At 69.0% G+C, this 26,206-nt stretch carries 25 protein-coding genes; 15 read left to right on the top strand and 10 right to left on the bottom strand.

Annotated elements, in window-relative coordinates:
* Positions 1–8 precede the first annotated feature (8 nt).
* Positions 9–530, bottom strand: coding sequence for a DUF1003 domain-containing protein (locus ACNJ7K_RS02345; protein WP_120281881.1), 522 nt, complete (start codon positions 528–530; stop codon positions 9–11).
* Positions 523–1,797 (bottom strand): magnesium transporter MgtE N-terminal domain-containing protein, encoded by a 1,275-nt coding sequence (locus ACNJ7K_RS02340; protein WP_006554297.1) that lies wholly within the window; start codon positions 1,795–1,797, stop codon positions 523–525. The genes ACNJ7K_RS02345 and ACNJ7K_RS02340 overlap by 8 nt, the downstream gene beginning before the upstream one ends.
* Positions 1,798–1,855: 58 nt before the next feature.
* Here ACNJ7K_RS02340 and ACNJ7K_RS02335 point away from each other — a divergent pair, with 58 nt between their 5' ends.
* The 3 genes from ACNJ7K_RS02335 to ACNJ7K_RS02325 all read left to right on the top strand — a co-directional run bounded on the left by ACNJ7K_RS02335 (position 1,856) and on the right by ACNJ7K_RS02325 (position 4,363).
* Positions 1,856–2,815, top strand: coding sequence for an HpcH/HpaI aldolase/citrate lyase family protein (locus tag ACNJ7K_RS02335; RefSeq protein ID WP_159418893.1), 960 nt, complete (start codon positions 1,856–1,858; stop codon positions 2,813–2,815).
* 111 nt (positions 2,816–2,926) lie between these two features.
* A complete protein-coding gene (locus ACNJ7K_RS02330) occupies positions 2,927–3,412 on the top strand; it encodes a YflT domain-containing protein (protein ID WP_006554299.1) in 486 nt (161 codons plus the stop codon).
* Positions 3,413–3,484: 72 nt separating this feature from the next.
* Positions 3,485–4,363, top strand: a complete 879-nt coding sequence (locus ACNJ7K_RS02325; protein WP_120281883.1) for a hypothetical protein — start codon at positions 3,485–3,487, stop codon at positions 4,361–4,363.
* Positions 4,364–4,367: 4 nt separating this feature from the next.
* Here ACNJ7K_RS02325 and ACNJ7K_RS02320 read toward each other — a convergent pair whose 3' ends face one another.
* A complete protein-coding gene (locus ACNJ7K_RS02320; protein WP_487041128.1) occupies positions 4,368–4,808 on the bottom strand; it encodes a protein-tyrosine phosphatase family protein in 441 nt (146 codons plus the stop codon).
* Positions 4,809–4,895: 87 nt separating this feature from the next.
* Between ACNJ7K_RS02320 and ACNJ7K_RS02315 the strand changes: the two genes are divergently transcribed.
* The 5 genes from ACNJ7K_RS02315 (at position 4,896) to ACNJ7K_RS02295 (ending at position 10,547) form a co-directional block, all read left to right on the top strand.
* Positions 4,896–6,125, top strand: coding sequence for a GNAT family N-acetyltransferase (locus tag ACNJ7K_RS02315; RefSeq protein WP_120281885.1), 1,230 nt, complete (start codon positions 4,896–4,898; stop codon positions 6,123–6,125).
* Positions 6,126–6,239: 114 nt separating this feature from the next.
* The gene (locus tag ACNJ7K_RS02310; RefSeq protein WP_487041127.1) at positions 6,240–7,598 is read left to right on the top strand and encodes an ABC transporter substrate-binding protein; all 1,359 of its coding nucleotides are present in this window, start codon (positions 6,240–6,242) and stop codon (positions 7,596–7,598) included.
* A 65-nt stretch (positions 7,599–7,663) separates the two neighbouring features.
* Positions 7,664–8,545: a carbohydrate ABC transporter permease gene (locus ACNJ7K_RS02305; RefSeq protein WP_120284068.1), complete on the top strand. Its 882-nt coding sequence runs from the start codon at positions 7,664–7,666 to the stop codon at positions 8,543–8,545.
* Complete coding sequence (locus ACNJ7K_RS02300) at positions 8,545–9,375, top strand: carbohydrate ABC transporter permease (RefSeq protein WP_006554305.1); 831 nt, start codon at positions 8,545–8,547, stop codon at positions 9,373–9,375. The genes ACNJ7K_RS02305 and ACNJ7K_RS02300 overlap by 1 nt, the downstream gene beginning before the upstream one ends.
* A 5-nt stretch (positions 9,376–9,380) precedes the next feature.
* Complete coding sequence (locus ACNJ7K_RS02295) at positions 9,381–10,547, top strand: sn-glycerol-3-phosphate ABC transporter ATP-binding protein UgpC (protein WP_120281887.1); 1,167 nt, start codon at positions 9,381–9,383, stop codon at positions 10,545–10,547.
* A gap of 56 nt (positions 10,548–10,603) precedes the next feature.
* Here ACNJ7K_RS02295 and ACNJ7K_RS02290 read toward each other — a convergent pair whose 3' ends face one another.
* Entirely contained in the window at positions 10,604–11,449 is an 846-nt protein-coding gene (locus ACNJ7K_RS02290; protein ID WP_120281888.1) for a chromosome partitioning protein ParB, read from the bottom strand.
* 73 nt (positions 11,450–11,522) lie between these two features.
* On the opposite strand from ACNJ7K_RS02290, the gene ACNJ7K_RS02285 reads away from it, so the two are divergent.
* Complete coding sequence (locus ACNJ7K_RS02285; protein WP_159418887.1) at positions 11,523–12,113, top strand: suppressor of fused domain protein; 591 nt, start codon at positions 11,523–11,525, stop codon at positions 12,111–12,113.
* Complete coding sequence (locus tag ACNJ7K_RS02280) at positions 12,110–13,219, top strand: winged helix DNA-binding domain-containing protein (protein ID WP_487041126.1); 1,110 nt, start codon at positions 12,110–12,112, stop codon at positions 13,217–13,219. The genes ACNJ7K_RS02285 and ACNJ7K_RS02280 overlap by 4 nt, the downstream gene beginning before the upstream one ends.
* Positions 13,220–13,237: 18 nt before the next feature.
* Here the strand turns inward: ACNJ7K_RS02280 and ACNJ7K_RS02275 are convergent, their stop codons facing one another.
* Both ACNJ7K_RS02275 and ACNJ7K_RS02270 read right to left on the bottom strand, forming a co-directional pair.
* A complete protein-coding gene (locus ACNJ7K_RS02275) occupies positions 13,238–15,046 on the bottom strand; it encodes a hypothetical protein (RefSeq protein ID WP_230790790.1) in 1,809 nt (602 codons plus the stop codon).
* Positions 15,043–16,110, bottom strand: coding sequence for a magnesium and cobalt transport protein CorA (locus ACNJ7K_RS02270; protein ID WP_230790789.1), 1,068 nt, complete (start codon positions 16,108–16,110; stop codon positions 15,043–15,045). Before ACNJ7K_RS02270 ends, ACNJ7K_RS02275 begins: the two co-directional genes overlap by 4 nt.
* Positions 16,111–16,242: 132 nt before the next feature.
* On the opposite strand from ACNJ7K_RS02270, the gene ACNJ7K_RS02265 reads away from it, so the two are divergent.
* From ACNJ7K_RS02265 to ACNJ7K_RS02250, 4 genes are all read left to right on the top strand, one after another.
* Complete coding sequence (locus ACNJ7K_RS02265; protein ID WP_159418884.1) at positions 16,243–17,097, top strand: PHP domain-containing protein; 855 nt, start codon at positions 16,243–16,245, stop codon at positions 17,095–17,097.
* On the top strand, positions 17,094–17,516 hold the full coding sequence (locus ACNJ7K_RS02260) for a hypothetical protein (RefSeq protein WP_159418883.1): 423 nt from the start codon (positions 17,094–17,096) through the stop codon (positions 17,514–17,516). Before ACNJ7K_RS02265 ends, ACNJ7K_RS02260 begins: the two co-directional genes overlap by 4 nt.
* Positions 17,517–17,985: 469 nt before the next feature.
* On the top strand, positions 17,986–19,179 hold the full coding sequence (locus tag ACNJ7K_RS02255) for an NAD(P)-dependent malic enzyme (protein WP_106200373.1): 1,194 nt from the start codon (positions 17,986–17,988) through the stop codon (positions 19,177–19,179).
* Positions 19,180–19,311: 132 nt separating this feature from the next.
* Positions 19,312–20,268, top strand: coding sequence for a glycine betaine ABC transporter substrate-binding protein (locus tag ACNJ7K_RS02250; protein ID WP_487041125.1), 957 nt, complete (start codon positions 19,312–19,314; stop codon positions 20,266–20,268).
* Positions 20,269–20,286: 18 nt separating this feature from the next.
* Here the strand turns inward: ACNJ7K_RS02250 and ACNJ7K_RS02245 are convergent, their stop codons facing one another.
* From ACNJ7K_RS02245 to ACNJ7K_RS02235, 3 genes are read right to left on the bottom strand one after another with little or no spacing between them, the layout of a single operon-like run.
* Positions 20,287–21,198: an alpha/beta hydrolase gene (locus tag ACNJ7K_RS02245; RefSeq protein WP_487041124.1), complete on the bottom strand. Its 912-nt coding sequence runs from the start codon at positions 21,196–21,198 to the stop codon at positions 20,287–20,289.
* Positions 21,199–21,206: 8 nt separating this feature from the next.
* Entirely contained in the window at positions 21,207–22,034 is an 828-nt protein-coding gene (locus ACNJ7K_RS02240) for an SDR family NAD(P)-dependent oxidoreductase (protein ID WP_106200370.1), read from the bottom strand.
* Entirely contained in the window at positions 22,031–23,593 is a 1,563-nt protein-coding gene (locus ACNJ7K_RS02235; RefSeq protein ID WP_159418880.1) for a flavin-containing monooxygenase, read from the bottom strand. Before ACNJ7K_RS02235 ends, ACNJ7K_RS02240 begins: the two co-directional genes overlap by 4 nt.
* 70 nt (positions 23,594–23,663) lie before the next feature.
* On the opposite strand from ACNJ7K_RS02235, the gene ACNJ7K_RS02230 reads away from it, so the two are divergent.
* Entirely contained in the window at positions 23,664–24,359 is a 696-nt protein-coding gene (locus tag ACNJ7K_RS02230) for a TetR/AcrR family transcriptional regulator (protein ID WP_159418879.1), read from the top strand.
* Here the strand turns inward: ACNJ7K_RS02230 and ACNJ7K_RS02225 are convergent.
* Positions 24,316–26,109: a thiamine pyrophosphate-requiring protein gene (locus ACNJ7K_RS02225; protein WP_159418878.1), complete on the bottom strand. Its 1,794-nt coding sequence runs from the start codon at positions 26,107–26,109 to the stop codon at positions 24,316–24,318. The two genes, ACNJ7K_RS02230 and ACNJ7K_RS02225, sit on opposite strands and share 44 nt — an antisense overlap.
* Positions 26,110–26,206 lie beyond the last annotated feature (97 nt).

Genomic DNA, 26,206 nt, shown 5'->3' with positions numbered 1-26,206 from the left:
GGGGGCCCTCAGCGACGAGGCCCGCGGGTGCGCGGAGTGCCGGCGTCGTCCTCGTTCTCGTCGTCGACCAGCAGGGCGCGCAGGTCGTCGAGTTCGCGACGCAGATAGTCGCGGGTCGCGACCTCGCCCACCGCGAGTCGCAGCGCCGCGAGTTCGCGTGCCAGGAACTCGGTGTCGGCCTTGGTCTGCTCGGCGCGGGCGCGGTCCTCCTCGAGCGACACGCGGTCGCGGTTCTCCTGCCGGTTCTGCGCCAGCAGGATCAACGGGGCGGCGTAGGCGGCCTGTGTCGAGAAGGCCAGGTTGAGAAGGATGAAGGGATAGGGATCCCACTGCAGTCCGACCGCGGCGATGTTGAGGGCGATCCACACGATGACGACGATCGTCTGGATGGCGAGATAGCGGCCCGTTCCGAGGAATCGGGCGATCGACTCGCTGACCCGGCCGACCGCCTCGGCGTCGAAGTTGAAGCGGAACCTCGACGCCTGGGGGGTTTCGAGGCGCGAGCGGCCCTGCGTGCTGCGGTCACTCATCCTCGATGTCCTCCTCGCGCCAGTCCTCCGGCAGCAGATGGTCGAGCACGTCGTCGACGCTCACCGCGCCGAGCAGGTGCCCCTCGTCGTCCACCACCGGACCGCAGACCAGGTTGTACGTCGCGAAGTACCGGGTGACGGTGGTCAGGGCGTCGTCGGGGGCCAGGCGCGGCAGGTCGTCGTCGACGACCCCTCCCACCAGGCTCGCAGGCGGTTCCCGGAGCAATCGTTGCAGATGGACACAGCCGAGGTACTTGCCGGTGGGTGTCGCGGTGGGCGGTCGCACGACGAAGACCATCGACGCCAGGGCCGGACTCAGATCCGGATTGCGGGCGCGGGCGAGCGCTTCGGCCACCGTGGTCGCCGGCGTCAGCACGACCGGTTCCGGGGTCATCAGACCACCGGCGGTGTCGGGGGAGTGCTCGAGCAGGCGGCGCACCGGCTCGGAGTCCTCGGGGTCCATGCGTTGCAGGAACGACTCGGCGTCCGTGGCGGGCAGCTCACCGAGGAGGTCGGCGACGTCGTCGGGATCCATCGCCTCGAGCACCGCGACCGCCCGGTCGAGACCGAGCTGGGTGAGCAGGTCGGTCTGATCGTCGGAGGGCAGCTCCTGCACGATGTCGGCGAGGCGTTCGTCGTCGAGTGCCGCGGCGACCTCGGTGCGTCTCTTGATCGGCAGGTCGCGCAGGGCGTTCGCGACGTCCGGCGGGCGCATGTCCTCGAACTGCAGGAGCAACTGTGCGACACCCTGTCCGGGCATCGACAGTGCCTGCTGGGTGAGTCCGTGCACGTGCGGCCATTCCACGATGTGGATGGGGGAGCGGCGCGCGAGCCGGCCGCGATGGCGACGCACCGCGACCCGGGCGACGACCCAGTCGCGGGTGCGCATGAGCTCGAGCCCCAGATCCACCACGACGGCGTCGACACCCATCAGGTCCGGTAGCTCCGGGTCGTCGACGCGCACACGCGAATCGAGGACCTGACCGAGGGCGAGCACCTCCGAAGGTCGCTGCGTGAACCGGCGCAGACTGACGTTGCCGGTGACGAGGGTGACCGCGCCGGGCTCGATCGCGGTCACGCGCAGCATCGGGACGAAGATCCGCTTGCGGGTGGGCAGTTCGACGACGAGCCCCAGCGCACGAGGAGGCTGACGCCCCACTCGTATGGTCAGCACGACATCGCGGACGCGGCCGATGGACTCGCCGTCGGGGCCGAGAACGACCAGTCCGGCCAGCCGCGCGACGAAGACCTTGCTCACTGCTGCCATGATTGCCAGGCTAGAGCGTGCGCACGCTGTTCCCGGAACTCGGAGGTCTGGTCAGGTCATGTCGTTTTCGTTCAGGCCCCGGAGGTCGGTACTCGCGGTTCCCGGCAGCAGCCGGAAGATGATCGACAAGGCCAAGGGCCTTCCCGCCGACGAGATCTTCCTCGATCTCGAGGACGCCGTGTCGCCACTGGCCAAGGAACAGGCCCGCAGCACCATCGTCGAAGCTCTGAACGAGGACGGCTGGGGCGACCAGATCAAGGTCGTGCGCGTCAACGACTGGACCACGGATGCGACCTATCTGGACGTCGCGACGGTCGTCGGTGGTGCCGGCGTGAATCTCGACGCGATCCTGCTGCCGAAGGTGCCCGACGCGAGCCACGTGAAGGCGCTCGACCTGCTCCTCACCCAGGTCGAGAAGGCTCACGGTCTCGAGGTGGGACGGATCGGCATCGAACCGCAGATCGAGAACGCCATCGGGTTGACGAACATCAACGAGATCGCGACGGCGAGCCCGCGCGTGCAGACGCTCGTGTTCGGTCCCGCCGACTTCATGGCGAGCATCAACATGCGCACGCTCGTCGTCGGTGAACAGCCCGAGGGTTACGACGTCGGCGACGCCTACCACCACATCCTCATGACGATCCTCATGGCCGCGCGCGCCCACGGGCTGCAGGCCATCGACGGTCCCTACCTCCAGATCCGCGACGTCGACGCCTTCCGCCGGTCGGCGCAGCGCACCGCCGCCCTGGGCTTCGACGGCAAGTGGGTGCTGCACCCGAGCCAGATCGACGCGGCGAACGAGGTCTTCAGCCCCCGGCAGGAGGACTACGACAAGGCCGAGATGATCCTCGACGCCTACGAGTGGCACACCTCGGCCGAGGGCGGCGCCCGCGGTGCCGCGATGCTCGGCGACGAGATGATCGACGAGGCGAGCCGGAAGATGGCCCTCGTGATCTCCGCGAAGGGCCGGGCCGCCGGGTTGCAGCGCACCCAGAAGTTCGAGCCGCCGGTCTCCTGACAGGAAAAAGAACATATCGGGCGAACCGTCGCGGCGTGCCGGTCCCCGTCGAGGCAGAATGGAGACCGGCGCCGCGACCGTCGGCGTGTATCGCGAAGGAGCCGAAACGACATGACGAATCCCCTCGGACCCGGTCGCCAGGTACCCGGTCTGCCCACACCTCCCACGGGCTGGCCCGTCGGTTCGTACCCGACCTATGCCGAGGCGCAACGGGCGGTCGACCACCTGGCCGATCAGAACTTCTCCGTCGAGGACGTCACCATCGTCGGTGTCGATCTCATGCAGGTCGAGCGGGTCACCGGTCGGCTCACGTGGCCGAAGGTGATCGGCGGCGGCATCGTCTCGGGCGCATGGCTCGGCGTGTTCTTCGGTCTGCTGCTCGGCATCTTCTCCACCGACTTCCTCGGCCCGCTTCTCGTCGGCCTCGTCGGCGGCATCATCTTCGGCCTCATCTCGGCGAGCATCCCGTACGCCGCGACCCGCGGTCAGCGCGACTTCTCGTCCACCATGCAGCTCGTCGCCGGCCGCTACGACGTGCTGTGCCAGCCGCCCACCGCCGAGAAGGCGCGCGACATCCTCGCCAAGCTCGCCATCTGATCGTCGCGCGGTCGCGCGTTCGCCGAGAACGGCACTCGTCGCGATCGGCCTCGCGCCACTACTGTCGATCCCATGCCCGACCTCGATTCGGTGGCCGATGCCCTCTACGGCCTCGACCCAGGAGACTTCGTGGCGGCCCGCTCCGAATTCGCGGCGCAGGCACGCGAAGCGGGCGACCGCGAGCTGACGGCGGCCATCGGCAGACTGCGCAAACCGACGGTCGCGGCCTGGATGGTCAATCTGCTCGCCCGCGAACGGGCCGACGAACTCGCGGCGCTGCTCGACATCGGATCCGCCCTGCGCACCGCGCAACGACGATTGTCCGGCAGCGAGATGCGGAAACTGTCGGAGCAGCGTCGCCGAGTGGTCGCCGCGCTCGAGCGCGACGCGGGTCGGCTCGCCGCCGACCGCGGCCGCACCGTCTCGGAGAGCGCACTGCGCGAGGTGGGGCGCACCCTCAACGCCGCGCTGTCGGATCCCGACATCGGGGAGCAGGTCCGGCAGGGCCGACTCGACGCGATCGTCGAGTCCGACGGCTTCGGTGACCTGTCGGCGATGCCGCTCACCGTCGTCCGTGGCGGGTCCGAGGAGAAGGACGAGGACGACAGAACGTCAGCGGACAGGACTGCGCGCAAGAGCAAGGGCGAGCGTGGACCCACGAAGCGCGAGAAGGCGGAGCAGGCGGCGCGCGACGCGGAGATCGACGAGGCCGCTGCCGCTCTCGACTCGGCTCACAGCGCGGCCGAGGACGCGCGCGAAGCCGCGTCGGCGGCAGAGCAGGAGCTGGCTCGTCACGAGGAGGAGGTCGCCGAGCTTCGGGCGAAGCTCGAACACGCAGAGCAGCAACGCACGTTCGCGCGCCGCGCCGCTGCCGAGGCGAAGAAACGGGTGGTCGCCGCCGAACGCGCCGTCTCGGCCGCCGAGGCCCACCTCGCCCGGACGAAGAACTGAGCCGTCAGGAGCGCGCCTTCGCGTGCGCGACGAATTTGCGCTGCCAGGGCGTCTCGACCGCGCGCGGATGGTAGTGCCGCCGAACGAAGTCGACCGCCTCCTCCGGGGAGAGCCCGTCGAGGACGGCGAGGCACGCCAGTGCGGTGCCGGTGCGGCCGCGTCCACGCCCGCACGCGATCTCCACGCGCTGTCTTCCCGCCCGGATCCACGCCTCGTACAGAATGGCGAGAGCGTCCTTCGGGTCGCGCGGCGTGCGGAAGTCGGGCCAGTGGATCCACCGCGACTCCCACTCGAACGGTGCTGCCGGAGGGCGGCCGAGGAGATACACCCCGAAGTCGGGAAACGGCTCGTCGAACACCGGTCTGCGTATCCCGCGTCCCCGCACGAGTCGGCCGGAGGGCAGCTGCAGCACCCCGGTGTCTGCTGGATCCCACTCGCGTCGCACGCTGGAAACCTACCCGCCCGGAGCCGGTGTACCGAACGTCACGGCCGTTCACCCGCGGTGCAAGTTCGCGGTCGATAGTGTCGTTCCATGGGTGAGCGAACGGAACCGGAGATCAGAGTTCTGGAGTCGGAAGCCGAATTGCGGGAGGCGTCCGCGCTGTTCCGCACGGCGATGGTGGGTCTGCCGTCGTGGCCCGAGGTTCCCGACGGGACGGTGAGCCGCTACCTCGAGGCCGGCCGCACGTGGGGTGCCTTCCTCGACGGCATGCTCGTCGGGACAGTCGACGCCACGAGCGGAAATCTCACCCTGCCCGGCGGCGCCCGGGTGCCGCACGCGGCGGTCACCCACATCGGTGTGCTGCCCACCCATACGCGTCGCGGCGTGATCTCCGGACTCGTGCATCGCCAGCTGAGCGACGCGCGGGACCGCGGCGAGATCCTTGCGACGCTGCGTGCCTCCGAAGCGACCATCTACGGCCGGTTCGGCTACGGCGTCGCCTCGACCTCGGTGTCCGTCGACGTCGACGTGCGTGGTGCCGCACTGCGTCCCGACGTGCCCGAGTCCGGAACGGTGCGTCTGCTGACCTATCCGGATGCGTGGGACGTGCTGGCGCAGATCCATTCCCGTCATCTGCCGCCGCGCCCCGGCATGATCGATCGGTCGGAGTACTGGTGGAACTCGCGGCGATGGCGGGCCGACTCGCTCACCGATCCGATGTACGTGGCGGTGCACGGCGAACCGGGGCAGGAGGACGGCTTCGTCCGGTACCACCCCGTCGACACGCAGGCGTGGTTCACCAGCCGCAACCGCACCGTCGTGGTCGACGACTTCTTCGCCCCGTCACCCGCGGCGTACGCCGGCCTGGTCCGGTTCCTGCTCGACCTCGATCTCGTCGACACCCTGCGGTTCGCGGCACTTCCGCAGGACGACCAGCTCCCGCTCATGCTCGGCGACGCGCGTGCCGTGCACTTCCGCTCGGTCTCGGACGAGACGTGGTTGCGCATCCTCGACCTCGATCGGGCGCTGTCGGCGCGGAGTTATCGAGGGTTCGGCTCGGTGAGCGTGGAGGTGACCGATCGGCTGCTGACGGACAACGCCGGTGTCTTCGAGATCTCCGCCGACGGCGTGGCGCGCACCGCGGGACCGGCCGACCTGACGATCGACATCGCCGACCTCGGTGCGCTCCTGCTCGGCAGGCATGGCTGGCACCGGATGGTCGACGCGGGTCGCGCCCGGGTGCACCGACCGGACGCCGTAGACACCGCTGACCTGCTGTTCTCCTGGCCCCAGGCACCCTTCTCGGGGACCTCCTTCTGACCTCGTCGTCGTGCCGATTCCGCTCCGGATGTACGCCCTGCTCGTTTTGCTACGGCTGGCCGGTACGGGCGTTATCGTCGGATCACGAGGTCCCCGATACGAGCGGAGTCACGCATGAGACGGTCGGGCAAGACACGGCGGACGCGCCGGGCGGTCACAGCTTCTGCGGCCGCGGTGCTCCTGGCGTCGGGACTGGCCGCGTGCGGCAGCGACGACGAGGGTGTCGTCCTGTCCTTCTACACGGCCGCCGACGGTGCCGAGCAGTACGCGCAGGCCGCGGAGGTGTGCACCGCGGAGGCCGGCGGCCGATATCGCGTGCAGCAGAGGACACTTCCGAAGAACGCCGACGACCAGCGACTGCAGTTGGCGCGGCGGCTGACCGGTAACGACCCGGGCCTCGACCTCATGACCCTCGACGTCGTGTGGACGGCCGAGTTCGCCGAGGCCGGGTGGGCGCTGCCCTTGCCCGACGATGTGGCCGCCGAGGTCTCCGAGGGCACCCTCGAGGGCCCTCTCGAATCAGCGACCTGGCAGGACCGGCTGTATGCTGCGCCGCTCAACACCAACACCCAGTTGCTCTGGTACCGAAAGGATCTCATGCCGGACGGGCAACCTCCGGAGACCTGGGACGAGATGATCGAGATCGCGAGCGGCCTGGCCGAGGAGGGCCGGCCGTCGTGGATCGGGGTGCAGGGCCGGCAGTACGAAGGGTTGATGGTGTGGTTCAACACCCTGCTCTCGAGCGCCGGAGGTTCGGTGGTGGGGGAGGACGGTGTCACGGTCACCCTCACCGACAACGACGCGGCGGTGACCGCGCTCGACATCATGAAGCGCGTCGCGACGGCGCCCGGCGCCGATCCGTCCCTGAACCAGGCCGACGAGGCGGCCGTCCGCCTCGGTATGGAGAGCGGGCGCACGGCGTTCCAGGTCAACTGGCCGTTCGTCCTGCCGGGCATCATCGAGAACGAGGCTGCTCTGCCCTTCATCGACGAGAACGGCAACGTCACCTCGGAGAACACCGGCAACACGGTCCTGACCGTCGACGGTGAGCAGAATTTCCTTCCCGCGCCGTACCCTTCGGTAATCCCCGGCGAGCCCGCCCAGGTCACCATCGGCGGGTTCAACATCGCCGTCGCCCGCACGAGTACCCAGCCGGATCTCGCGTTCGAAGCGATGCAGTGCCTGCGCAACGAGGAGAACCAGCGCAACAACGCCATCGGTGGCGGCGTGCCGCCGACGCTCGCGGCCCTGTACGACGACCCCGAATTCCAGGAGGCCTATCCGGCCTGGCGTGAGGTCCGCGCCGGTCTCGACAACGCCGCGGTGCGTCCCGCTTCACCGGCCTACCAGAGCATTTCGACGCTGGTGACGGCCACCCTCAACCCGGTCGACCAGATCGATCCGCCCCGCACCGTCGAGGAACTCGCCGAGCAGGTGCGCAAGGCGGTCAATTCGGAAGGACTGATCCCGTGACCGCCGTCGAATCGAAACCGACCGACGAGACCCCGAAGGAACCGTCGGCGAAGACGAAACCAGCGCTGTCCGAGGGGAAGAAGGCCGAGCGACGACTCGGTCTGCTGCTCGTCGCGCCCGCCGCGATCGTGATGCTCGCCGTGACGGCCTATCCGGTGGGATACGCCGTCTGGCTCAGTCTGCAACGCTACGATCTGCGCTTCCCCGACGAGCGCCGGTTCGTCGGGCTGTCGAACTACATCGCGGTGCTCAGCGACGAATTCTGGTGGCAGGCCTTCATCGTCACCTCGCTCGTCACCCTGGTCTCCGTCGCGATCGAGTTCGTACTGGGCCTCGCGATCGCACTCGTCATGCACCGCACGATCGTCGGCAAGGGCATCGTGCGCACGGTGGTGCTGATCCCGTACGGCATCGTCACCGTCGCCGCCGCCTACAGCTGGTACTACGCGTGGACCCCGGGCACGGGCTATCTCGCGAACCTGCTGCCCGACGGCAGCGCCCCGCTCACCGATCAGATCCCGTCCCTGGCGATCATCGTGCTCGCCGAGGTGTGGAAGACCACGCCGTTCATGGCGCTGCTGCTCCTCGCCGGCCTCGCGCTCGTCCCCGACGATCTGCTCAAGGCGGCGCAGGTCGACGGTGCCGGGGCATGGACACGTCTGGTGCGGATCATCGTTCCGTTGATGAAACCGGCGATCCTCGTCGCCCTGCTCTTCCGCACGCTCGACGCCTTCCGTATCTTCGACAACATCTACGTCCTCACCCGCGGCGCCAACGGCACCGGGTCGGTGTCGATCCTCGGTTACGACAACCTGTTCCGGGCCTTCAACCTCGGCATCGGGTCGGCGATCAGCGTCCTGATCTTCCTGTGCGTCGCGATCATCGCGTTCGTGTTCATCAAGTTGTTCGGTGCATCCGCGCCCGGCTCGGACGAAGGGGGCCGATGATGGCCGAGACCAGAAAACGGACCCTGTCGTGGTCGGCGGTGAACCTGATTGTCCTGCTCTACGCACTCGTCCCGGTGCTGTGGATCGCGAGCCTGTCGTTCAAGCCGCCCGGCACCATCCAGGACGGCCGGTTCATCCCGCAGCAGTGGACGCTGGACAACTACCGCGGCATCTTCCGCACCGACGCGTTCACGAGCGCCCTGATCAACTCCATCGGCATCGGCCTGATCGCCACGGTCATCGCGGTGATCCTCGGGACGATGGCGGCCTACGCGATCGCCCGGCTCGACTTCCCCGGTAAGAAGATCCTGGTAGGTGTGGCGCTGCTCATCGCGATGTTCCCCCAGATCTCGCTCGTCAGCCCGCTGTTCGAGATCATGCGCGGACTCGGACTGTTCGACACGTGGGCGGCGCTGATCCTGCCGTACATCACCTTCTCGCTGCCGCTCGCGATCTACACCTTGTCGGCCTTCTTCAAGGAGATCCCGTGGGAACTCGAGAAGGCCGCGAAGATGGACGGCGCGACACCGGGGCAGGCGTTCCGGAAGGTCGTGGCCCCGCTCGCCGCTCCCGGCATCATCACGGCGGCGATCCTGGTGTTCATCTTCTGCTGGAACGACCTGCTGTTCGCGATCTCGCTGACCTCCACCGAGCGGTCCATCACCGCACCGGCCGCGATCGCGAACTTCACGGGTGCATCGCAGTTCGAGGAACCGACCGGGTCGATCGCGGCGGCGGCCGTCGTCATCACGATCCCGATCATCGTGTTCGTCCTGATCTTCCAACGTCGAATCGTCGCCGGACTGACCTCCGGCGCAGTGAAGGGATAACTACCGTGGCCGAGATCGTGCTCGACAAGGTGACGAAGGAATATCCGGACGGAGCGAAGGCCGTCAGCGACGTGGATCTCGAGATCGCCGACGGCGAGTTCATCATCCTCGTCGGCCCGTCCGGGTGCGGAAAATCCACGACGCTCAACATGATCGCCGGCCTCGAGGACATCTCCGACGGCGAACTGCGCATCGCCGGGGAACGTGTCAACGAGCGGGCACCGAAGGACCGCGACATCGCGATGGTCTTCCAGTCCTACGCGCTGTATCCGCACATGTCGGTGCGCGACAACATCGCGTTCCCGCTCACCCTCGCGAAGGTGTCCAAGGACGAGATCGCCCGCAAGGTCGACGAGGCGGCCCGGATCCTCGATCTCACACAGCATCTCGACCGCAAGCCCGCCAACCTGTCGGGCGGTCAGCGGCAACGCGTGGCCATGGGTCGTGCGATCGTGCGCAGCCCCAAGGCGTTCCTCATGGACGAGCCGCTGTCGAATCTCGACGCGAAGCTACGCGTGCAGATGCGTACCGAGATCGCGCGCCTGCAGAAGCGTCTCGGCACCACCACGGTGTACGTCACCCACGACCAGACCGAGGCGATGACGCTGGGCGATCGCGTCGTCGTGATGCGCGGCGGGTTCGTGCAGCAGGTCGGGGCGCCGCAGGAGTTGTACGACCATCCGCAGAACCTGTTCGTCGCCGGCTTCATCGGATCACCGTCGATGAACTTCGTTCCGGGGCAGATCGAGAACGGTTCGATCCGCACCTCGTTCGGCGAGTTCCGGTTGCCCGACGAGCGGTGGGAGACCGTGCGCCGCAACAATCCGTCGCGCGAGGTGGTCGTCGGTATCCGTCCGGAGCACTTCGAGGACGCCGACCTGCTCGACCCGACCCAACGGGAGACGGGCGTGACCTTCTCCGCCGAGGTCGACGTGCTCGAGTCGATGGGTTCCGACAAGTTCGCGTACTTCACGGCCGAGGGGCCGGGTGTGCACTCGAAGGACCTCGACGAACTCGCCGCCGACGCCGGCGCCGACATGTCGGCCGAATCGCTGGTCGCGCGGTTGTCGGTGGAATCGCAGGCCACCAAGGGCGGGACCGTGCAGTTGTGGTTCGACCCGGCGAAGATCGCGCTGTTCGATCAGGAGACCGGCGCGAACGTCACCCTCTGACAAACCGACTTCGGTGGATCCGACCCCGGAAGGCGGGGCCGGATCCACCGAATTCGTCAGCGGGGTGCGCGGCTGCGGAGTTCGTCGACGATCTCCTCGCTCCACACGTGCCGCCGCACGAGTCGGTACCGCTCGCTCGCGATCCACAGATACACCTCGGCGTCGGTGCGTGAGCGCAGCATTCCCGCTTCGCGGGCCATCGCGACGACGGGGACGAACTCCTCCTCGTACCAGCGACGCGCGACCTCCTCGCGGGTGAGGTACTCGCCGAGATCCTGCATGAGCCGGAAACCCCACGCCTCCACGGCCTCGGCCAGTTCGGCGTACCCCCACGGGTCGGACACGCGGATCGCGTCCTGCTCGGCGCCGTGCAGGGGGACGCGGCCGAGGAACATCCGGAAGTGGTCCTTGCGCACGAGATCGGGACGGGCCCTGATGCCCTCCGCGGGCACCTTCGTGGTGATCTCGGTGACGTAGGCGTCGATCGTGTGATCGCCCTGCGCGTAGGCGATCGACACGCGGTGGTGCCCGTCCTGCACGAAGTGCATCGGCCCCACCCGGTACACGGAGATCGGCGGTATGGCCTCGCCGCGGCGCCGCGCGGCCGCGATGCGTTCCCAGCGTGCACGCAGACGCGCCGAGGTGGGGCGGAAGTGCCGGTCGAAGTCGTCGGCGCGGTCGACGCTGCCGACGATCGAGGCGACCTCGATGATCTGCAACCCGAGTCGCCGCTCACCGAGGCGTCCGAGGGCGGCGACGACGTCGTCGAAGGGCAGCACCGTGTTGACGTCGGCCGGTTCGCGGCGCAGCCATGCGATGAGCCGGGCGTACTCGGCGCGCCGGCGTTGCCGGGCGAAATCGTCGCCGGCATCGGAGACCGGAAAACCGGTGTCGCGAGCCACGCTTCGACGGTACCGGGCGGTGCACAGGTCCGGGTGGGAACCGCATGTGCGGGACGGGGACTACATTGCAGGGGTGACCGACGCAGTTCTCGCCACCGTCCGCAGCCACCTCACCGAGCATCTGACAGCGCCGGGTGATCCGGATCCGGAATCGGCGTCGGTGACCTTCCTCGGTCTCGAACCGATCGAGGTCCTCCGATTCCGCGGCGCCGAACTCCTGCGGTACGCGACCCTGGGATGTTCCCGGCACCCGATGGGCGACCCGACCGACATGGTGGCCGACCCGACGCGCGGGCCGCGGGCCGAACTGGTTCTCAGCCTGCGCGACGACGAGGGCGTCACCGCCGGCGTCCACCGCACCCTCGCGGTGCTCGCGGCGCTGCCCGCCGTGGAGGGCGTGGTCCTCACCGACGACGCCCTGCTCGATCTCGGGGAGCCGCTGTGGCCGGGCGCTCCGTTCACCGCGGTGTTGCTCGAGACGGCCGACGTGCCGTCGCTGGAGTTGCCCGAGCCGTCCGATCCGGTCCATTTCTTCGAGGCCCGTCCGATCACCGGTACCGAGGCGGCCTGGAAGCGGCTGAAGGGAACCGAGGCGCTGCGCGAGGCGTGGGAGGAAGCGGGCATCGACCTGAGCGACCCGCGCCGGGCGCAAGCACGTCTGTGACCGCTCGGGTCCTCACCGACCGTGCGCTCGGACGCGCCACGCTGGCCCGCCAGCACCTGCTGCGGCGGAGCAGCACGGATGCCTTGTCGATGATCGAGCACCTGCTCGGGTTGCAGGCCCAGGCGCCGCTCGCCCCGTATTTCGCGCTGTGGACCCGCATCCGGAGCTTCCGGCCCGACGCGTTGTCGGATCTGCTGGAGTCGCGGGCGGTCGTCCGGATCGCGTTGATGCGCGGCACCGTGTTCGCGGTCTCCGGCGCCGATGCGCACGCGCTGCGCCCGTGGGTGCAGCCGGTGCTCGACCGGGGCGTCGACGCGAACAAGGCCCACCGCATCGGCCTCGAGGGTCTCGACCGGTCGGCGCTCGTGTCGGTCGCCCGGGCTCTGCTGGCGGGCACTCCGATGAGTCAGGCCGAGTTGCGACCGTTGCTCGCCGAACGGTTCCCCGACCGGGATCCGGCCGCGCTGGCACACGCGGTGCGGTGTCTGCTTCCGCTCGTGCAGGTGCCGCCGCGCGGACTGTGGGGACGATCGGGGCAACCTCGCCTGGCGCACCTCGACGAGTATGTGGGCCCGCCGCCCGCGCTCCCCGGCCCAGATCGGTTGATCCTGCGGTACCTGGCCGCCTTCGGTCCCGCAAGTGTCAAGGACGTGCAGACCTGGTGCGGCCTGACCCGGCTCGCCGAGATCGTCGACCGCCTCCGCCCACAACTCGTCGTGTTCCGGGACGAACGCGGAACGGAACTGTTCGACCTGCCCGACGCGCCGCGACCCGACCCCTCGGCCCCTGCTCCCGTACGGATCCTCGCGCCGTTCGACAACGTGCTCCTCTCGCACGCCGATCGCACCCGGTTCGTCTCGGAGGAGCACCGCAAGCGCATCATGGCGGAGAACGGGATCATCGCACCCCTGCTGCTCGTCGGGGGCACTGTCGCGGGCAGTGCGCGCATGATCACCGACCGGACTACCGCCGCCGTGGAGATGACGCTGTGGCGGACGGTCACGGTGTCCGCTCGGTCGGCGCTCGAGGCCGAGGGCATGCGACTGCTGAACTTCGCGGCACCAGAGGTCGAGACACACGACGTGCGGTTCGTCGACGACCGCTGAGCCGCCTCCGACCCGCCGTCACCCCCGCGGCACGACCACCCCGAGCGATCCGGCACCGAGGCACACGGTGGTGCCGGGAGTGGACGAGCGCGCCTGCAACGCCGACCCGTCCCCGGAGACGCGGACGTACACCGTCCCGAGTCCTTCGGTGACGGGCACGGTGACGGATGCGTGGCCGGGGAACCCGAGGTCGATCGTGCCGTCGGCGGAGGCCCGGTAGTTCACCTGCACCGTCCACTCCCAGTCGCCCGCAGGGGAGTCGAGCGGCACGGCCGTGACGGCGTCGGTGGTGACGCGATGACCGCAGTCGGGCTCGGGGCCGGGCGGGACGAAGCGCAGCGGTAGCAGGTCGGCGGGAGTGCGGTGTCCGAGATCGTCGAGGACCCACAGGTCGGTCGCGTGGTCGCGGATGTCGGACCGGCCGGGCAGTGCGGAGAAGACGGACCCCACCAGGTTGTGCGGGTAGGTGACCGGCAGCAGGATCCACACCGACACCGGGTGATCGAGCACGGGCTCGTCGGGCCGGGCCGTGAGCGCGGCCTTCGCCGCCCCGAGGTAGTCGCCCGTCGGGTTGTCCGACCAGCTGCGCGCGAACGTCACGGTCGACCACAGCGAGCCGACGGTGAACACGGCTGCGCAGGTCCAGGCGGTCGCACGAACGACGCGAGGACGGGTCGTCGTGCCCCGCCGCGGGGCGCGCAGGATCAGCGCCGCGGCGATCGCGACGACCACCGCGGAGTCGGCGAAGTAGCGCAGCGTGCGCGCGAGTTCGTAGGTGGTCTCCGGACCGAAGCGGGTGCTGATCATCGCCGCGAGCGAGGCCAGGACGTAGGCGATCACCGCGAGCCACACCGGCCCGGTCCGGTGCCGCCGGCGCACCGTCCACACCGCTGCAACAGCGACGGCGAGCCACGCGGCGACGACGAGCACGAGCGGGGGATCGGCCCAGGGCGGACTCGGATTCCACCGTTCCCACTCCCACGGACCACCGAGCAGCGACGGCAGCAACCCGTAGGAGATGCCGTGATGGGTCAGCCCGGCCACCATCGACCACGGCGGGATCCCGAACCGGGACTCGACCACCGTCGCGTAACAGACCGCCCACACGACGAGCACGGCCACCGACCCGAGCCACAACGGCCGGGCCTGCGCCCATGTGCTGCGGATCGGGCGCGTGAGTCCGTCGACGTGGTGTGCGAGCGCGACCGCCGCGAACGCAGCGAACGGAACGAGGACCGACTTCTCGAAGAACACCAGGGCCACCGCGGTGACGACGAGGGCGCTCACGAGATGACGCCGTCGACCGGTCCTGCTGTACTGCAGCGCATCTCCCGCCACCCAGGCCAGTGCGGCCTGCAGCGGCAACGCGTTGAGCGCGGCCGCCCACCACGCGAAGGCCGGAAGCGTCAGCGGCGTGAGGAGATAGAACAGCAGCGGCCCCCACAGAGCGCGTCGCGGGCCGAGCAGCAGCCAGAGCACCCGCAGCACCGCCAGCGACGCGAGCAACTGACCGATCACGAGCGAGGCCGCCGCCGGCCACCATTCCAGCGGCGCGATCGCCGTGGCGATCCCCGCCACGAGGAAGGCGGCGGGCATCAGGTGACCGTCGTGGTCGTACCGCAGGAAGAGATCGGACAGCAGCGGATACGACCCCGCCCGCCCGACGAGGATCAGGTCGTCCCAGTAGAACTCGCCGGTCGCGGCCACCACTGCCCGGAGGATCGTCTGCAGCAGGATCAGTGCGAGAGCGACGGCGAGCACGTGGCGCCGCGGCGATCGCGCCGCCTGCGCAGCGCGTGTCGGGGCTCGGTCGAGTTCGGTCGTCACAGCCAGTTGTTGCGCCTGAAGGTGACGAACAGTCCCACGGTGATCGCGACGATCGCGGCGAGCACGACGTAATAGCCGTATTCCCAGTGCAGTTCGGGCATGCGATCGAAGTTCATGCCGTAGATCCCGGCGATCATCGTCGGCACGGCGGCGATCGCGACCCACGCGGAGATCTTGCGCATGTCGGTGTTCTGCTGCACGGTGACCTTCGCGATCGCCGCGTCGAGCAGCGTGCCGAGCGTCTCGTCGAAGGCGGCGATGCGGTCGGACACCGTGGTGTGGTGGTCGGCGACGTCGCGGAAGTACCGCCGGACATCCTTCGGGATCGGGTTGCCCGGTGCCCGGATGAGTTGCTGCAGCGGTTCGGCGAGCGGCACGACGGCGCGGCGCAGCTGCACGATCTCGCGCTTGAGCATGTAGATCTGGTCGACCGCGATCCGCGTGTCGGGGGTGAACACGAGCTCCTCGATGTCGTCGACGTCGGGCTGCACGGCCGTGGTGACGGCGAGATAGGAGTCGACCACGTGGTCGGCGATCGCGTGGAGCACGGCCGCCGGACCGCGGGACAGATGATCGGGGTCGCGTTCGAGGCGCTTGCGCACGTGCGAGAGCTCGGAGTGGTCGCCGTGCCGCACGCTCACGATGAAGTCGGGGCCGGTGAACAACATGATCTCGCCGGTCTCGACGATGTCCTTGGTGGTCGTCACCGACTCGTGCTCGATGTAGCTGACGGTGCGCAGCACCAGGAACAGCACGTCGTCGTAGCGCTCGAGCTTCGGCCGCTGGTGGGCGTGGACGGCGTCCTCGACCATCAGCTCGTGGAGTCCGAAGGTGTGCGAGACGTTCGTCATCTGCTCCTCGTCGGGGTGGTGCAGCCCGAGCCACACGAATCCCGTACCGCGCCGACGTACCTCTGCGACCGCCTCGGTGTGGCTGTAGCGGCCGGGCAGGCGGTGCCCGTCGACGTAGACCGCGCAGTCGACCACCGCTTGCTCGGTGGGGACGGTGGGGACCGGGGGAGTAGTGGGGCCGCGACGGGTGGCACGAGAAGGCTGGTGCGGCATGTTGTCCTTCCTCACGGCATGCCGCTGGGACGCGGCCCGGTCGCAGGCCCGCGGCGCGGCGGTCGCCCGTCGACGGGGACCGGGCGGGGCAGCTCCAGTCATGCTAGCCCGCCGACCTGACAGACTGGTGGCGTGCGTATCGATCTCCACACCCACTCGTCCGCATCGGACGGCACCGACCGTCCCGCGGAACTGGTCCGTGCCGCTGCCCGGGCGGGTCTCGACGTCGTGGCCCTGACCGACCACGACACGACCGCGGGATGGGACGAGGCCGCAGCGGCCCTGCCGACGGGCCTGCGTCTCGTCCGGGGAATGGAGATGTCCTGCACGGGACGCGGGGAGGACGGCGCCCCGGTCGCCGTGCACCTGCTGGCCTATCTCTTCGACCCGCACGACGCGGTCTTCGTCGCCGAACTCGAGCGGCTCCGTGGCGAACGGGTGTCGCGGATCCGGGCGATGGGTGTGCGGATGGCGGACGACGGTCTGCCGATCGACATCGACGCGGTGCTCGCCGAGGCGGGCCCCGCCGCGGGCCGGCCCCATCTGGCGCGGGCGCTCGTCGCCGCCGGTGTGGTGCCCACGGTGGCCGACGCCTTCACCGAGCTGCTGTCGCCGCGCGGCCGTTACTACGTACCGAAGGCCGATACCCCGCTCGCCGACGCGGTGAAGATGGTGACGGCCGCGGGCGGTGTGCCGGTGGTGGCGCACGCCCGGGCACGTGCGCGCGGGCGGCTCCTCGCTCTCGACCACATCGAGGAACTCGCCGAACTCGGACTCGGCGGTGTCGAGGCCGACCATCCCGATCACAACGAGCAGGACGTGCGGACGATGCGCGATCTCGCGCGGTCGCTCGGGGTCGTCGTCACGGGGTCGTCCGACTATCACGGCGACAACAAGACGATCAGGCTCGGCAGCTTCACCACGGCTCCGGCGGCGTACGAGGCGCTGCTCGACCGCGCGACCGGCGTGGAGGTGCTCGAGGGATGAGGCGACGGGGTGCGCGGTATCCGGACGGAGAGTACGGGTCGTCGAACGACGAAAACTACTACGACAGTGAGTACTACACCGAACCGTATTACCCGGACGAGGGGTACTACGCCGATCCGTACGAACCTGCACCGCGCCGCGCGAGTCTGCCGGTCCGCGCCCTCCGCGCTCTCTCCGGCGTGGTGTGCGGGGCGGTGCTGGTCCTGACGCTCGTGGTGTGCGGGGCCCAGTACCTCGCCGGCGACCGCGGTTTCCCCGGTCCGGGCACCACCTCGGTCGCCGCGCACGTCGTCGCCGCGCTCGTGGCCGTGATCGCCCAGGTGACGGCGGATCGGCGCTCGGGTGGTGCGGCACTCCTGTCGAGCCTTGTGGTGATCTTCACTGCATCGATTCTGATGATCACCCAGTGGTGGGGATGACGACCCCGAGTGCCATCTCGGCTACCCGTCGGTAGCCGTCGTGTAACTGCGGAAATTCGTCGCGGTGCGCCCGCGGCGCGGTGTTCACGGCACGTAAACTCACAGGTGAGGCGACAAAACCGTGAGACCTTCGCAATCGATGCCGATTTGATTGTTCGTCTGCAAAGGTGGCAAACTTGCGGCAATCCGAAAGCCGGAATACCCCGGAATCGGACGAAGGATGGCAGACCCACCCAGGGCTAGATCACCCAGGGCTCGATGCCAGGGCCACCCGCCCCGGCTCCATCACGTTCCGGAAGCCGTACAGCGTTGTACAGCGGCAGTCGTGATCGCGCCCGGAAGCTTCAATCCAATGTCCTTGGCGAAGCGCTGCAACTCGATGCATGCACGTGTGTGAAATGCATTGAACTGCGGTGTTTTCGCAGCAACCGAGTCCAGAGGTCGACTCGGAACACGCAGGAGTGTCATCGTGTCAATTGTGTCTGATGCACCTACCCCTCAGAAGCTCGAGTTGACTGACGAGGAGATCTTCTCGAGTCACGTCGACGGCAAGCTGTCGGTCGAGCTGACCGCGCCGCTCGAGAACCAGCGCGATCTGTCCATTGCGTACACCCCCGGTGTCGCCCAGGTCTGCCGAGCTATCGCCGCCGACGAGACCCTCGTCGACCGTTACACCTGGACCAACCGCCTGGTCGTCGTCGTCTCCGACGGCACCGCGGTCCTCGGTCTCGGCAACATCGGCGCACGTGCCTCGCTGCCGGTGATGGAGGGCAAGTCCGCGCTCTTCAAGAAGTTCGCGGGCCTGAATTCCATCCCGCTGGTGCTCGACACCACCGATCCCGACGCGATCGTCGAGACCCTCATCCGGCTGCGTCCGTCCTTCGGCGCCGTCAACCTCGAGGACATCTCGGCTCCGCGCTGCTTCGAGATCGAGAAGCGCGTCATCGAGGCGCTCGACTGCCCCGTCATGCACGACGACCAGCACGGCACCGCCATCGTCGCCCTGGCCGCCCTCAAGGGTGCGGTGAAGGTGCAGGGCCGCGACATCGCCGACCTGCGCATCGTGATCTCCGGGGCCGGCGCTGCCGGCGTGGCGTGCACGAACATCCTGCTCGCCGCCGGTGCGCGCGACGTGGTGGTGCTCGATTCGAAGGGCATCATCTCCTCCGACCGCACCGATCTCGGTGATATCAAGGCCGATCTGGCCTCCCGCACCAACCCCGAGGGCCGCAAGGGCGGCATCGCCGAGGCGCTCGACGGCGCCGACGTCTACCTCGGCGTGTCGTCGGGCACCGTGCCCGAGGAGATCGTCGCGACGATGGCCGACGACGCCATCATCTTCGCGATGTCGAACCCGGATCCGGAGATCCACCCCGACATCGCCCACAAGCACGCCGCGATCGTGGCGACGGGTCGCAGCGATTTCCCGAACCAGATCAACAACGTGCTGGCTTTCCCCGGTGTGTTCAAGGGCGCTCTCGACGCAGGTGCCCGCCGCATCACCGAGGGCATGAAGCTCGCCGCCGCCGAGGCCATCCTCTCGGTCGTCGGTGACGAACTGGCCGCGGACAAGATCGTCCCGAGCCCGCTCGATCCGCGTGTGGCGCCCGCCGTCGCCGAGGCCGTCGCGGCCGCGGCGAAGGCCGAAGGCGTCACCGACTAGGGATTCGCTCCCGGCGAGATCGCACCGAACGCCCCGATCCGAACCGCACAAGGGTTCCGGACCGGGGCGTTCGGCGTCGCGGCGGGCCGGACGGTCGGGCACGTGCGGACCGTGGCGCACCGGTGGGCGACAATGACCGCCGTGGCGAACGAAGCGAGACGGATCCGGCCGGTCGCGGCGACGGTGCTCACCGCATGCGCGGCGGCAGCCGTGCTCCAGGGATGTGCGTCGCCCGTTCTCGACGAGACGGCACCGTCGACGACGGTCGTCGTCGGGGCGGGGGAGCGGCCCGACGAGGAACTGCTCGCGCAGCTGTACGCGGGAGCGCTGCGCGGCAGCGGGGTCGAAGTACAGGTCCGCTCCGGCGTCGCCGATCCGACCGCAGCGCTCGACGCCGCCGAGCTCACGCTGATCCCCGGCTACACGGGACGGCTGCTCGCGTCCTACGACCCGGGCGCCGACGCGACCGACGCCGAGGACGTCTTCGAAGCGTTGGCGCGCGCACTGCCCGACGAACTGACCATCTCCGACTACGCCTCGGCGCAGGACCGCGCGGTGCTGCTCGCCGACCGCGAAGGACTCACGCAATGGTCGGTGAGCCGCGTGGCCGACCTCGCCGACCGCTGCGCCGACCTGACCTTCGCGGTGACCGAGGACTTCGACACCGCCGGTGGACTCACCGCCCTCGAACGCGCCGACTGCCGCCCGCGCGAGGTGCGACGGATCGAGGATGCACAGTCCGTCGCCGTCGCGTCGGAACCCGACACGGTCGTCGGAACCACCACGACGTCGTCCGCCCTCGCGGAGATCGACGCGGATTCGCCCGTGAGCACCGTGCCCGACGCACCCGACCGCAGCCCGCAGGACGACACGAACGCCGACGACACGCCCGCACCGGTCCTGCCGGCCCAGAACGTCGTCCCGGTCTTCCGCAAGGGCACCCTCGACGAAGCGCAACTCGACGCGTTGCGGACCATCGCGGGTGAACTGACCACGAGCGATCTCACCGAACTGCGTGCGCGGGTCGAGGAGGGCGACGATCCCGAGACCGTGGCCCGCGAATGGATCGACGAACACGCCGGAGCGTGAACGGCACCCCACGAGTACTCAGCTCGCGCGGGTGCCCATCCGGTCGCGGAGGAAGACGCCGAAGTCGGAGATCGCCGCGGCGGCCTCGGGAACGAGCGACGCCTGCAACGGCGCGACGTGCCACAGCTCGGGTTGTTCGACGAGGGTGACGTCGACGCCCGCCGCCCGGAGCTTCTCGGCGTACTGCCGCACCTGTGGGTGGAACATCTCCGCGGTGCCCACCTGGATGAGCGTCGGCGGCAGACCCGTGGGATCGGCGTGGATGGGCGCGTAACCGGGATCGGTGGGATCGCCGTCGGCGAGATACGCCTCGGCCGACGAATACACCCAGCCCTTGTTCAGGACGACGTCGTTCACGTCGGGCAGGTCGCGAGCGGCCGGATCGGTCCATGGCGACAACAATCCGAGCGCCGGCGGGATGATCCCGTGACGGTCGATGAGCCGGTGCGTGGTCGCCGCGGCGAGGCCACCGCCGGCCGAGTCGCCGGCGATCGCGGTGCCGGGCACCTCGAAGCCGTGCTCGCTGACGAGTTCGAGATAGGCCGCCTCGGCGTCGTTCAGCGCCGCCGGATAGGGATGCTCGGGAGCGAGCCGGTAGTCGAGGACGTACACGGCCGATCCGGACGCGGCGGCGAGATACGCCGCGAGCGAGCGGTGCGTGGCGAGCGACCCGCCGGTGTACGCGCCGCCGTGCAGGTACAGGATCGCCGTGGTCCGCTCGGTAGCGCCCACGGTGATCCGCTCGGCGGGGCGTCCCGCCAGACGGATCGGACGCACCACGGCGTCCTTCGGGAGGAACTGCAGCGGCGCCGCGAGATCGAGCAACCGGCGCTGCGTCGAGAACGACCAGCGCGGCGACAGCAGGGCACGGAAGAGAGGACGCAGGGCGGTACGCGCCACCCGCGGTGACAACTGCGGTGTCGGAGGCATGCCGCAGCCTATCCCTTCGGTACGACCCGGGAGGTCACGGTGGCGACGACACGCTGATAGGCCGGTCCGGCAACGCGGACGAAGGCGTCGAGCAGCTTCGCATCGGCGCCGATGAGCACGCGCGCCTTGTTCTTCCGCACACCGGTGAGGATGGTCTTCGCCGCGTCCTCGGGGGTCGTGCGTGCGAGCTTGCGGTCGAAGAACTCCGCGAAGGTCGCCTGGTCGTCGCCGTCGGGGACGGCGGCGTTGCGCGCGATCGCGGTCTTGATGCCGCCGGGATGCACGCACGTGACCTGCACGGGATGCCGCGCGACGAGCATCTCCTGCCGCACCGCCTCGGTGAAGCCGCGCACGGCGAACTTCGCCGAGTTGTACGCCGCCTGGCCCGGGATGCTCAGCAGGCCGAACAGGCTCGAGACGTTGACCAGGTGGCCGTCGCCCGAGGCGATGAGATACGGCAGGAAAGCCTTGGTGCCGTTGACGACCCCCCAGAAGTCGACGTCCATCACGCGCTCGATGTCCTTGAACTCGGTGCGCTCGAGGTCGCCGTGATAGGCGATGCCCGCGTTGTTGTACACCTGGTGGACCGCGCCGAAATGGGCGGCGACCTGCTCGGCGTACTCGAGGACCTTCTCGCGTTGGGTGACGTCGAGATGATCGGCCTTCACCTCGGCACCGAGTTCCCGTGCGCGACGCGCGGTCTCCTCGAGCCCTGTGGTGTCGACGTCCGAGATCGCCAGGCGGGCACCGTGGGCCGCGAGGGCGAGGACGAGGGCCCGTCCGATCCCGGAACCCGCGCCCGTGACGACGACGACCCGGCCTGCGAAATCACTCATCGAACTGCTGCCTCTCGGGACGTGCGCTCCTGCGCGGGACGGTCGGTGGCGGCGGGGAGATCCGACTCGGCGACGCTGCGGTACGCCTCGAGGTCGAATCTGCGGGTGATACGGCGGAATTCGAAGGTGAATCCCGGCCACAGCGTGGTGTTGTTGCCGTGCTTGTCGAGATACCAGCTCGCGCACCCGCCGTTGTTCCACACGCTCGACTGCAGCGCGCGCTGCAGGTCGCGGTTGTACTCGTCCTGCACGTCCTTACGGACCTCGACCGTGCCGATGCGGTTGCGGTCGATCGTGCGGATCGCGTCGACGACGTACTCGAGTTGCGACTCGATCATGTACACCATCGAGGTGTGGCCGAGTCCGGTGTTCGGGCCGACGAGGAAGAACAGGTTCGGGAAGCCGGCGACCGAGCTGCCCTTGTACCCCTGCATGCCGGTCTCGTCGAAGACCTCGGCGAGCGAGCGGCCGTCCTTGCCGAAGATACCGGCGAAGGTCGGGGAGTCGGTGACGTGGAAGCCGGTCGCGACGACGATCGCGTCGACCTCGCGTTCGGTGCCGTCCTTCGTGACGATGCCGCGCGGGGTGACGCGGGTGATGCCGTCGGTGACGAGGTCGACGTTCGGCCGGTCGAGGGCGGGGTAGTAGTTGTTCGAGATCAGCATGCGCTTGCAACCGATGCCGTAGTTCGGCGTGACCTTCCGGCGCAGTTCCTTGTCGCGGATCTGCCGGCGGACCTGGATGCGCGCGGCGAGTTCGAGCGGCTTCATGAAGGCCTGCGCCTTGGCCAGACCCACGACCTGCGTCTCGCGGGCGGTGTACTGCAGGGCACGCGAGAGACGCTGGAAGCCGGGGATGTAGCGGAAGGCGAACCGCTCGGGGGCGGTGTACTCGCGGTCGAAGCGGGGGAGGATCCACGGTGCCGTGCGCTGGTACACGTCGAGACGGCCGACGGTGCCCGCGATGGCCGGCACGATCTGGATGGCGGAGGCTCCGGTGCCGATGACGGCGACGCGCTTGCCGACGAGGTCGGCGTCGTGGTTCCACCGCGCCGAGTGGAAGATCTCGCCCTCGAACCCGGAGATGCCCTCGATGTCGGGCAGCGACGGCTCGCACAGGGCGCCGACCGCGGAGATCACGACCTTGGCGCTGTACTTGCCGCGCGTGGTGGCCACGTCCCAGCGGTGCGTCGCGGTGTTCCAGCGGGCCGTCTGCACGTCGCATCCGAAGACGGTGCGTCGCCGCACGTCGTACCGGTCGGCGACCGAGCGGATGTACTCCTGGATCTCCGGCTGCGGCGAGAACGAGCGCGTCCAGCCGGGGTTGAGGGCGAACGAGTAGGAGTACAGGTTCGACGGCACGTCGCACGCCGCGCCGGGGTAGGTGTTGTCGCGCCAGGTGCCGCCCACCTCGGAAGCGCGTTCGAGCAGGAGGAAGTCCTTGCCCGCCTGCGACAGTCGGATGGCCGCACCGAGCCCGGCGAACCCGCTGCCGATGATCAGCGTGTCGACCTGACGGATCTCCGCGTCGGCGACGGTATCTGTAACCGGAAGACTCATGTACTTGAGGCTAGAGCGTTCCAGTGACCTGGTCAACACTTGTTGACCATAATTCAATAACGGTGTTTGCATGGTGGACGTGACAGAAGACAATCCCGGACCCCGCCGGACCCGTCTCGGTCCCGCCCAACGCCGGGCCCAGCTGATCGAGCAGGGTCTCGAACTGCTCGCCGACCGGCCCCTCGAACAGATCTCCGTCGACGAGGTCGCCGAACGGGCCCGGGTCTCGAAGGGGCTGCTGTTCCACTACTTCGCCTCGAAGCACGACTACCACGTCGAACTCGTGCGATGCATCGGTCGGGATCTCGTCGAGTACACCGCACCGGACGAGGGCCTCGAACCGATCGAGATGCTGCGCGGCACGCTCGTCGCGTACGTCGACTACGTCACCCGGCGCCGCGACATGTACGTCTCGATCCTGCGCGGCGCCACCAGCGGCGACCCCGACATGCGGGCGGCCTTCGAGGACACCCGCACGGCGCTGGTCGACCGGACCGTCGCGCACCTGCCTGCCATCGGCATCGAGCCCACGCCGGCCGTGCGACTCGCCGTCCGCGGCTGGGTGGCCTTCGTCGAGGACACGACCATCGCGTGGCTACGCGATCCCGAACTCACCCGCGACGAGTTCGTCGAACTGGCCATCGCGGCGCTGTCCGGCGTTGCGCTGGCGGCACATTCGCTCCACTCTCCGGCCGGTGACGATGCTCCGGCCGGTGGGATTCTCAGCGATCGTTTCCGGGAAGGTACTCCTGCAGCTTCGTCTTGACGCCCTGTTTCACGAAGCCCCAACGGTTCTCGTCACCGGCGAGCACGGCCTTGGCGACATCGGTGAACTGCTCCCACGTCGCGTGCGGCGGGATCGGCGGCATGTCCGGATCGGTGTACACGTCGAGCACCGTCGGGCGGTCCGCGGCCAGCGCGCGATCCCAGGCCGAGCCCATCTCGTCCGAGGACTTCACGGTTTCGCCGCCCAACCCGAGACTGCGCGCGAAGGCGGCGTAGTCGACGTCCGGAAGCGACTGGGACTCCGCGAATTTCGGTGCCCCACCCATCGCACGCATCTCCCAGGTGACCTGGTTCAGGTCGTTGTTGTGGATGATCGCGACGACGAGCCTCGGGTCCGCCCACTGCTGCCAGTACCGCTGGATGGTGATCAGCTCGGCCATGCCGTTCATCTGCATCGCCCCGTCGCCGGCGAACGCGACCACCGGACGGCCCGGATTCGCGAACTTCGCGCCGATCCCGTACGGCACCGCCGGACCCATCGTCGCGAGGGTGCCCGACAGCGAACCGCGCATGTCACCACGGAACTGCAGTTGGCGCGCATACCAATTGGCGGCCGAACCCGAGTCCGCCGTGACGATCGCATCGTCCGGCAGTCGCGGTGAGGCCTCGGCGAACATCCGCAGCGGATTGACGAACTCCGTTTCGACCTCCGCCTGCTGTCCCATCGTCTGCCACCAGCGCTGCACGTTCTGCTCGATGCCCTCACGCCACGACCGATCCGCCTTGCGCTGCAGCAGCGGGACGAGCGCGTCGAGCGCGGCGGCGGCATCCGCGACGAGGTTGACCTCGTTCGGATAGCGCATCCCGATCATGTTCGGGTCGATGTCGATCTGCACGCAGCGGGCCTGGCCGTATTCGGGCAGGAACTGGCTGTAGGGGAGGGACGAACCGACGATGAGCAGCGTGTCGCAGCCGGTCATCATCTCATGGGTGGGCCGCGTGCCCAGCAGCCCGATCGAGCCCGTGACCCACGGCAACTCGTCCGACAGCACGTCCTTGCCCAGCAGGGCCTTCGCCACCCCGGCGCCGAGCAGGTCCGCGACCTGCTCGAGTTGCGCCCGCGCATCCCGGGCGCCGCTGCCGACGAGCATCGCCACCTTGTCCCCGGCGTTGAGGATCTCCGCGGCCCGCCGGATCGCGTCGTCGTCCGGTGCGATCCGGGGACGATCGAAGCCGACGCTCGACGGCACCATCTTGAACTCGTGGCCGGGCGGGGAGTACTCGAGTTCCTGCACGTCGCCGTGGATGATGACGGCCGTGGGCGTGCGATACGCGATGGCGGTGCGCATCGCCCGGTCGAGGACGTTCGGCAACTGCTCGGGCACCGTCACCGTCTCCACGAACGCCGACGCCACATCCTTGTACAGCGTGTGCAGGTCCACTTCCTGCTGGTACGACCCGCCCATCGCGGAGCGGTCGGTCTGGCCCACGATCGCCACCACCGGAACGTGGTCGAGTTTCGCGTCGTACAGGCCGTTGAGCAGATGGATCGCGCCCGGGCCGGAGGTTGCCATGCACACCCCGGGCCGGCCCGTGAACTTCGCATAGCCCACGGCCTCGAAGGCGCTCATCTCCTCGTGCCGGGACTGCACGAAGACCGGATCGTTGCCGGTGCGCGTCCAGGCGGCGAGGATCCCGTTGATGCCGTCGCCGGGATATCCGAAGACGTGGTCCACCCCCCACGTGCGCAGGCGGTGCAACAGGTAGTCGGCCACGGTCGGATTCGCCATCGGTAGCTCCTCGCAGGACGCGATCGGGGGTCCTCCGAAGGGTGCCCGTCGTGCCCGGTCCGAAACGCACCGGAAAAGGCGTGAGCCGGGTCGATCG

It is taken from the genome of Rhodococcus shunpengi (genome assembly GCF_048381395.1).
In the GTDB taxonomy this organism is placed as follows: domain Bacteria; phylum Actinomycetota; class Actinomycetes; order Mycobacteriales; family Mycobacteriaceae; genus Rhodococcus.
Note: the sequence above shows the minus strand (reverse complement) of the source record. Positions and strands in the feature narration are given on the sequence as shown.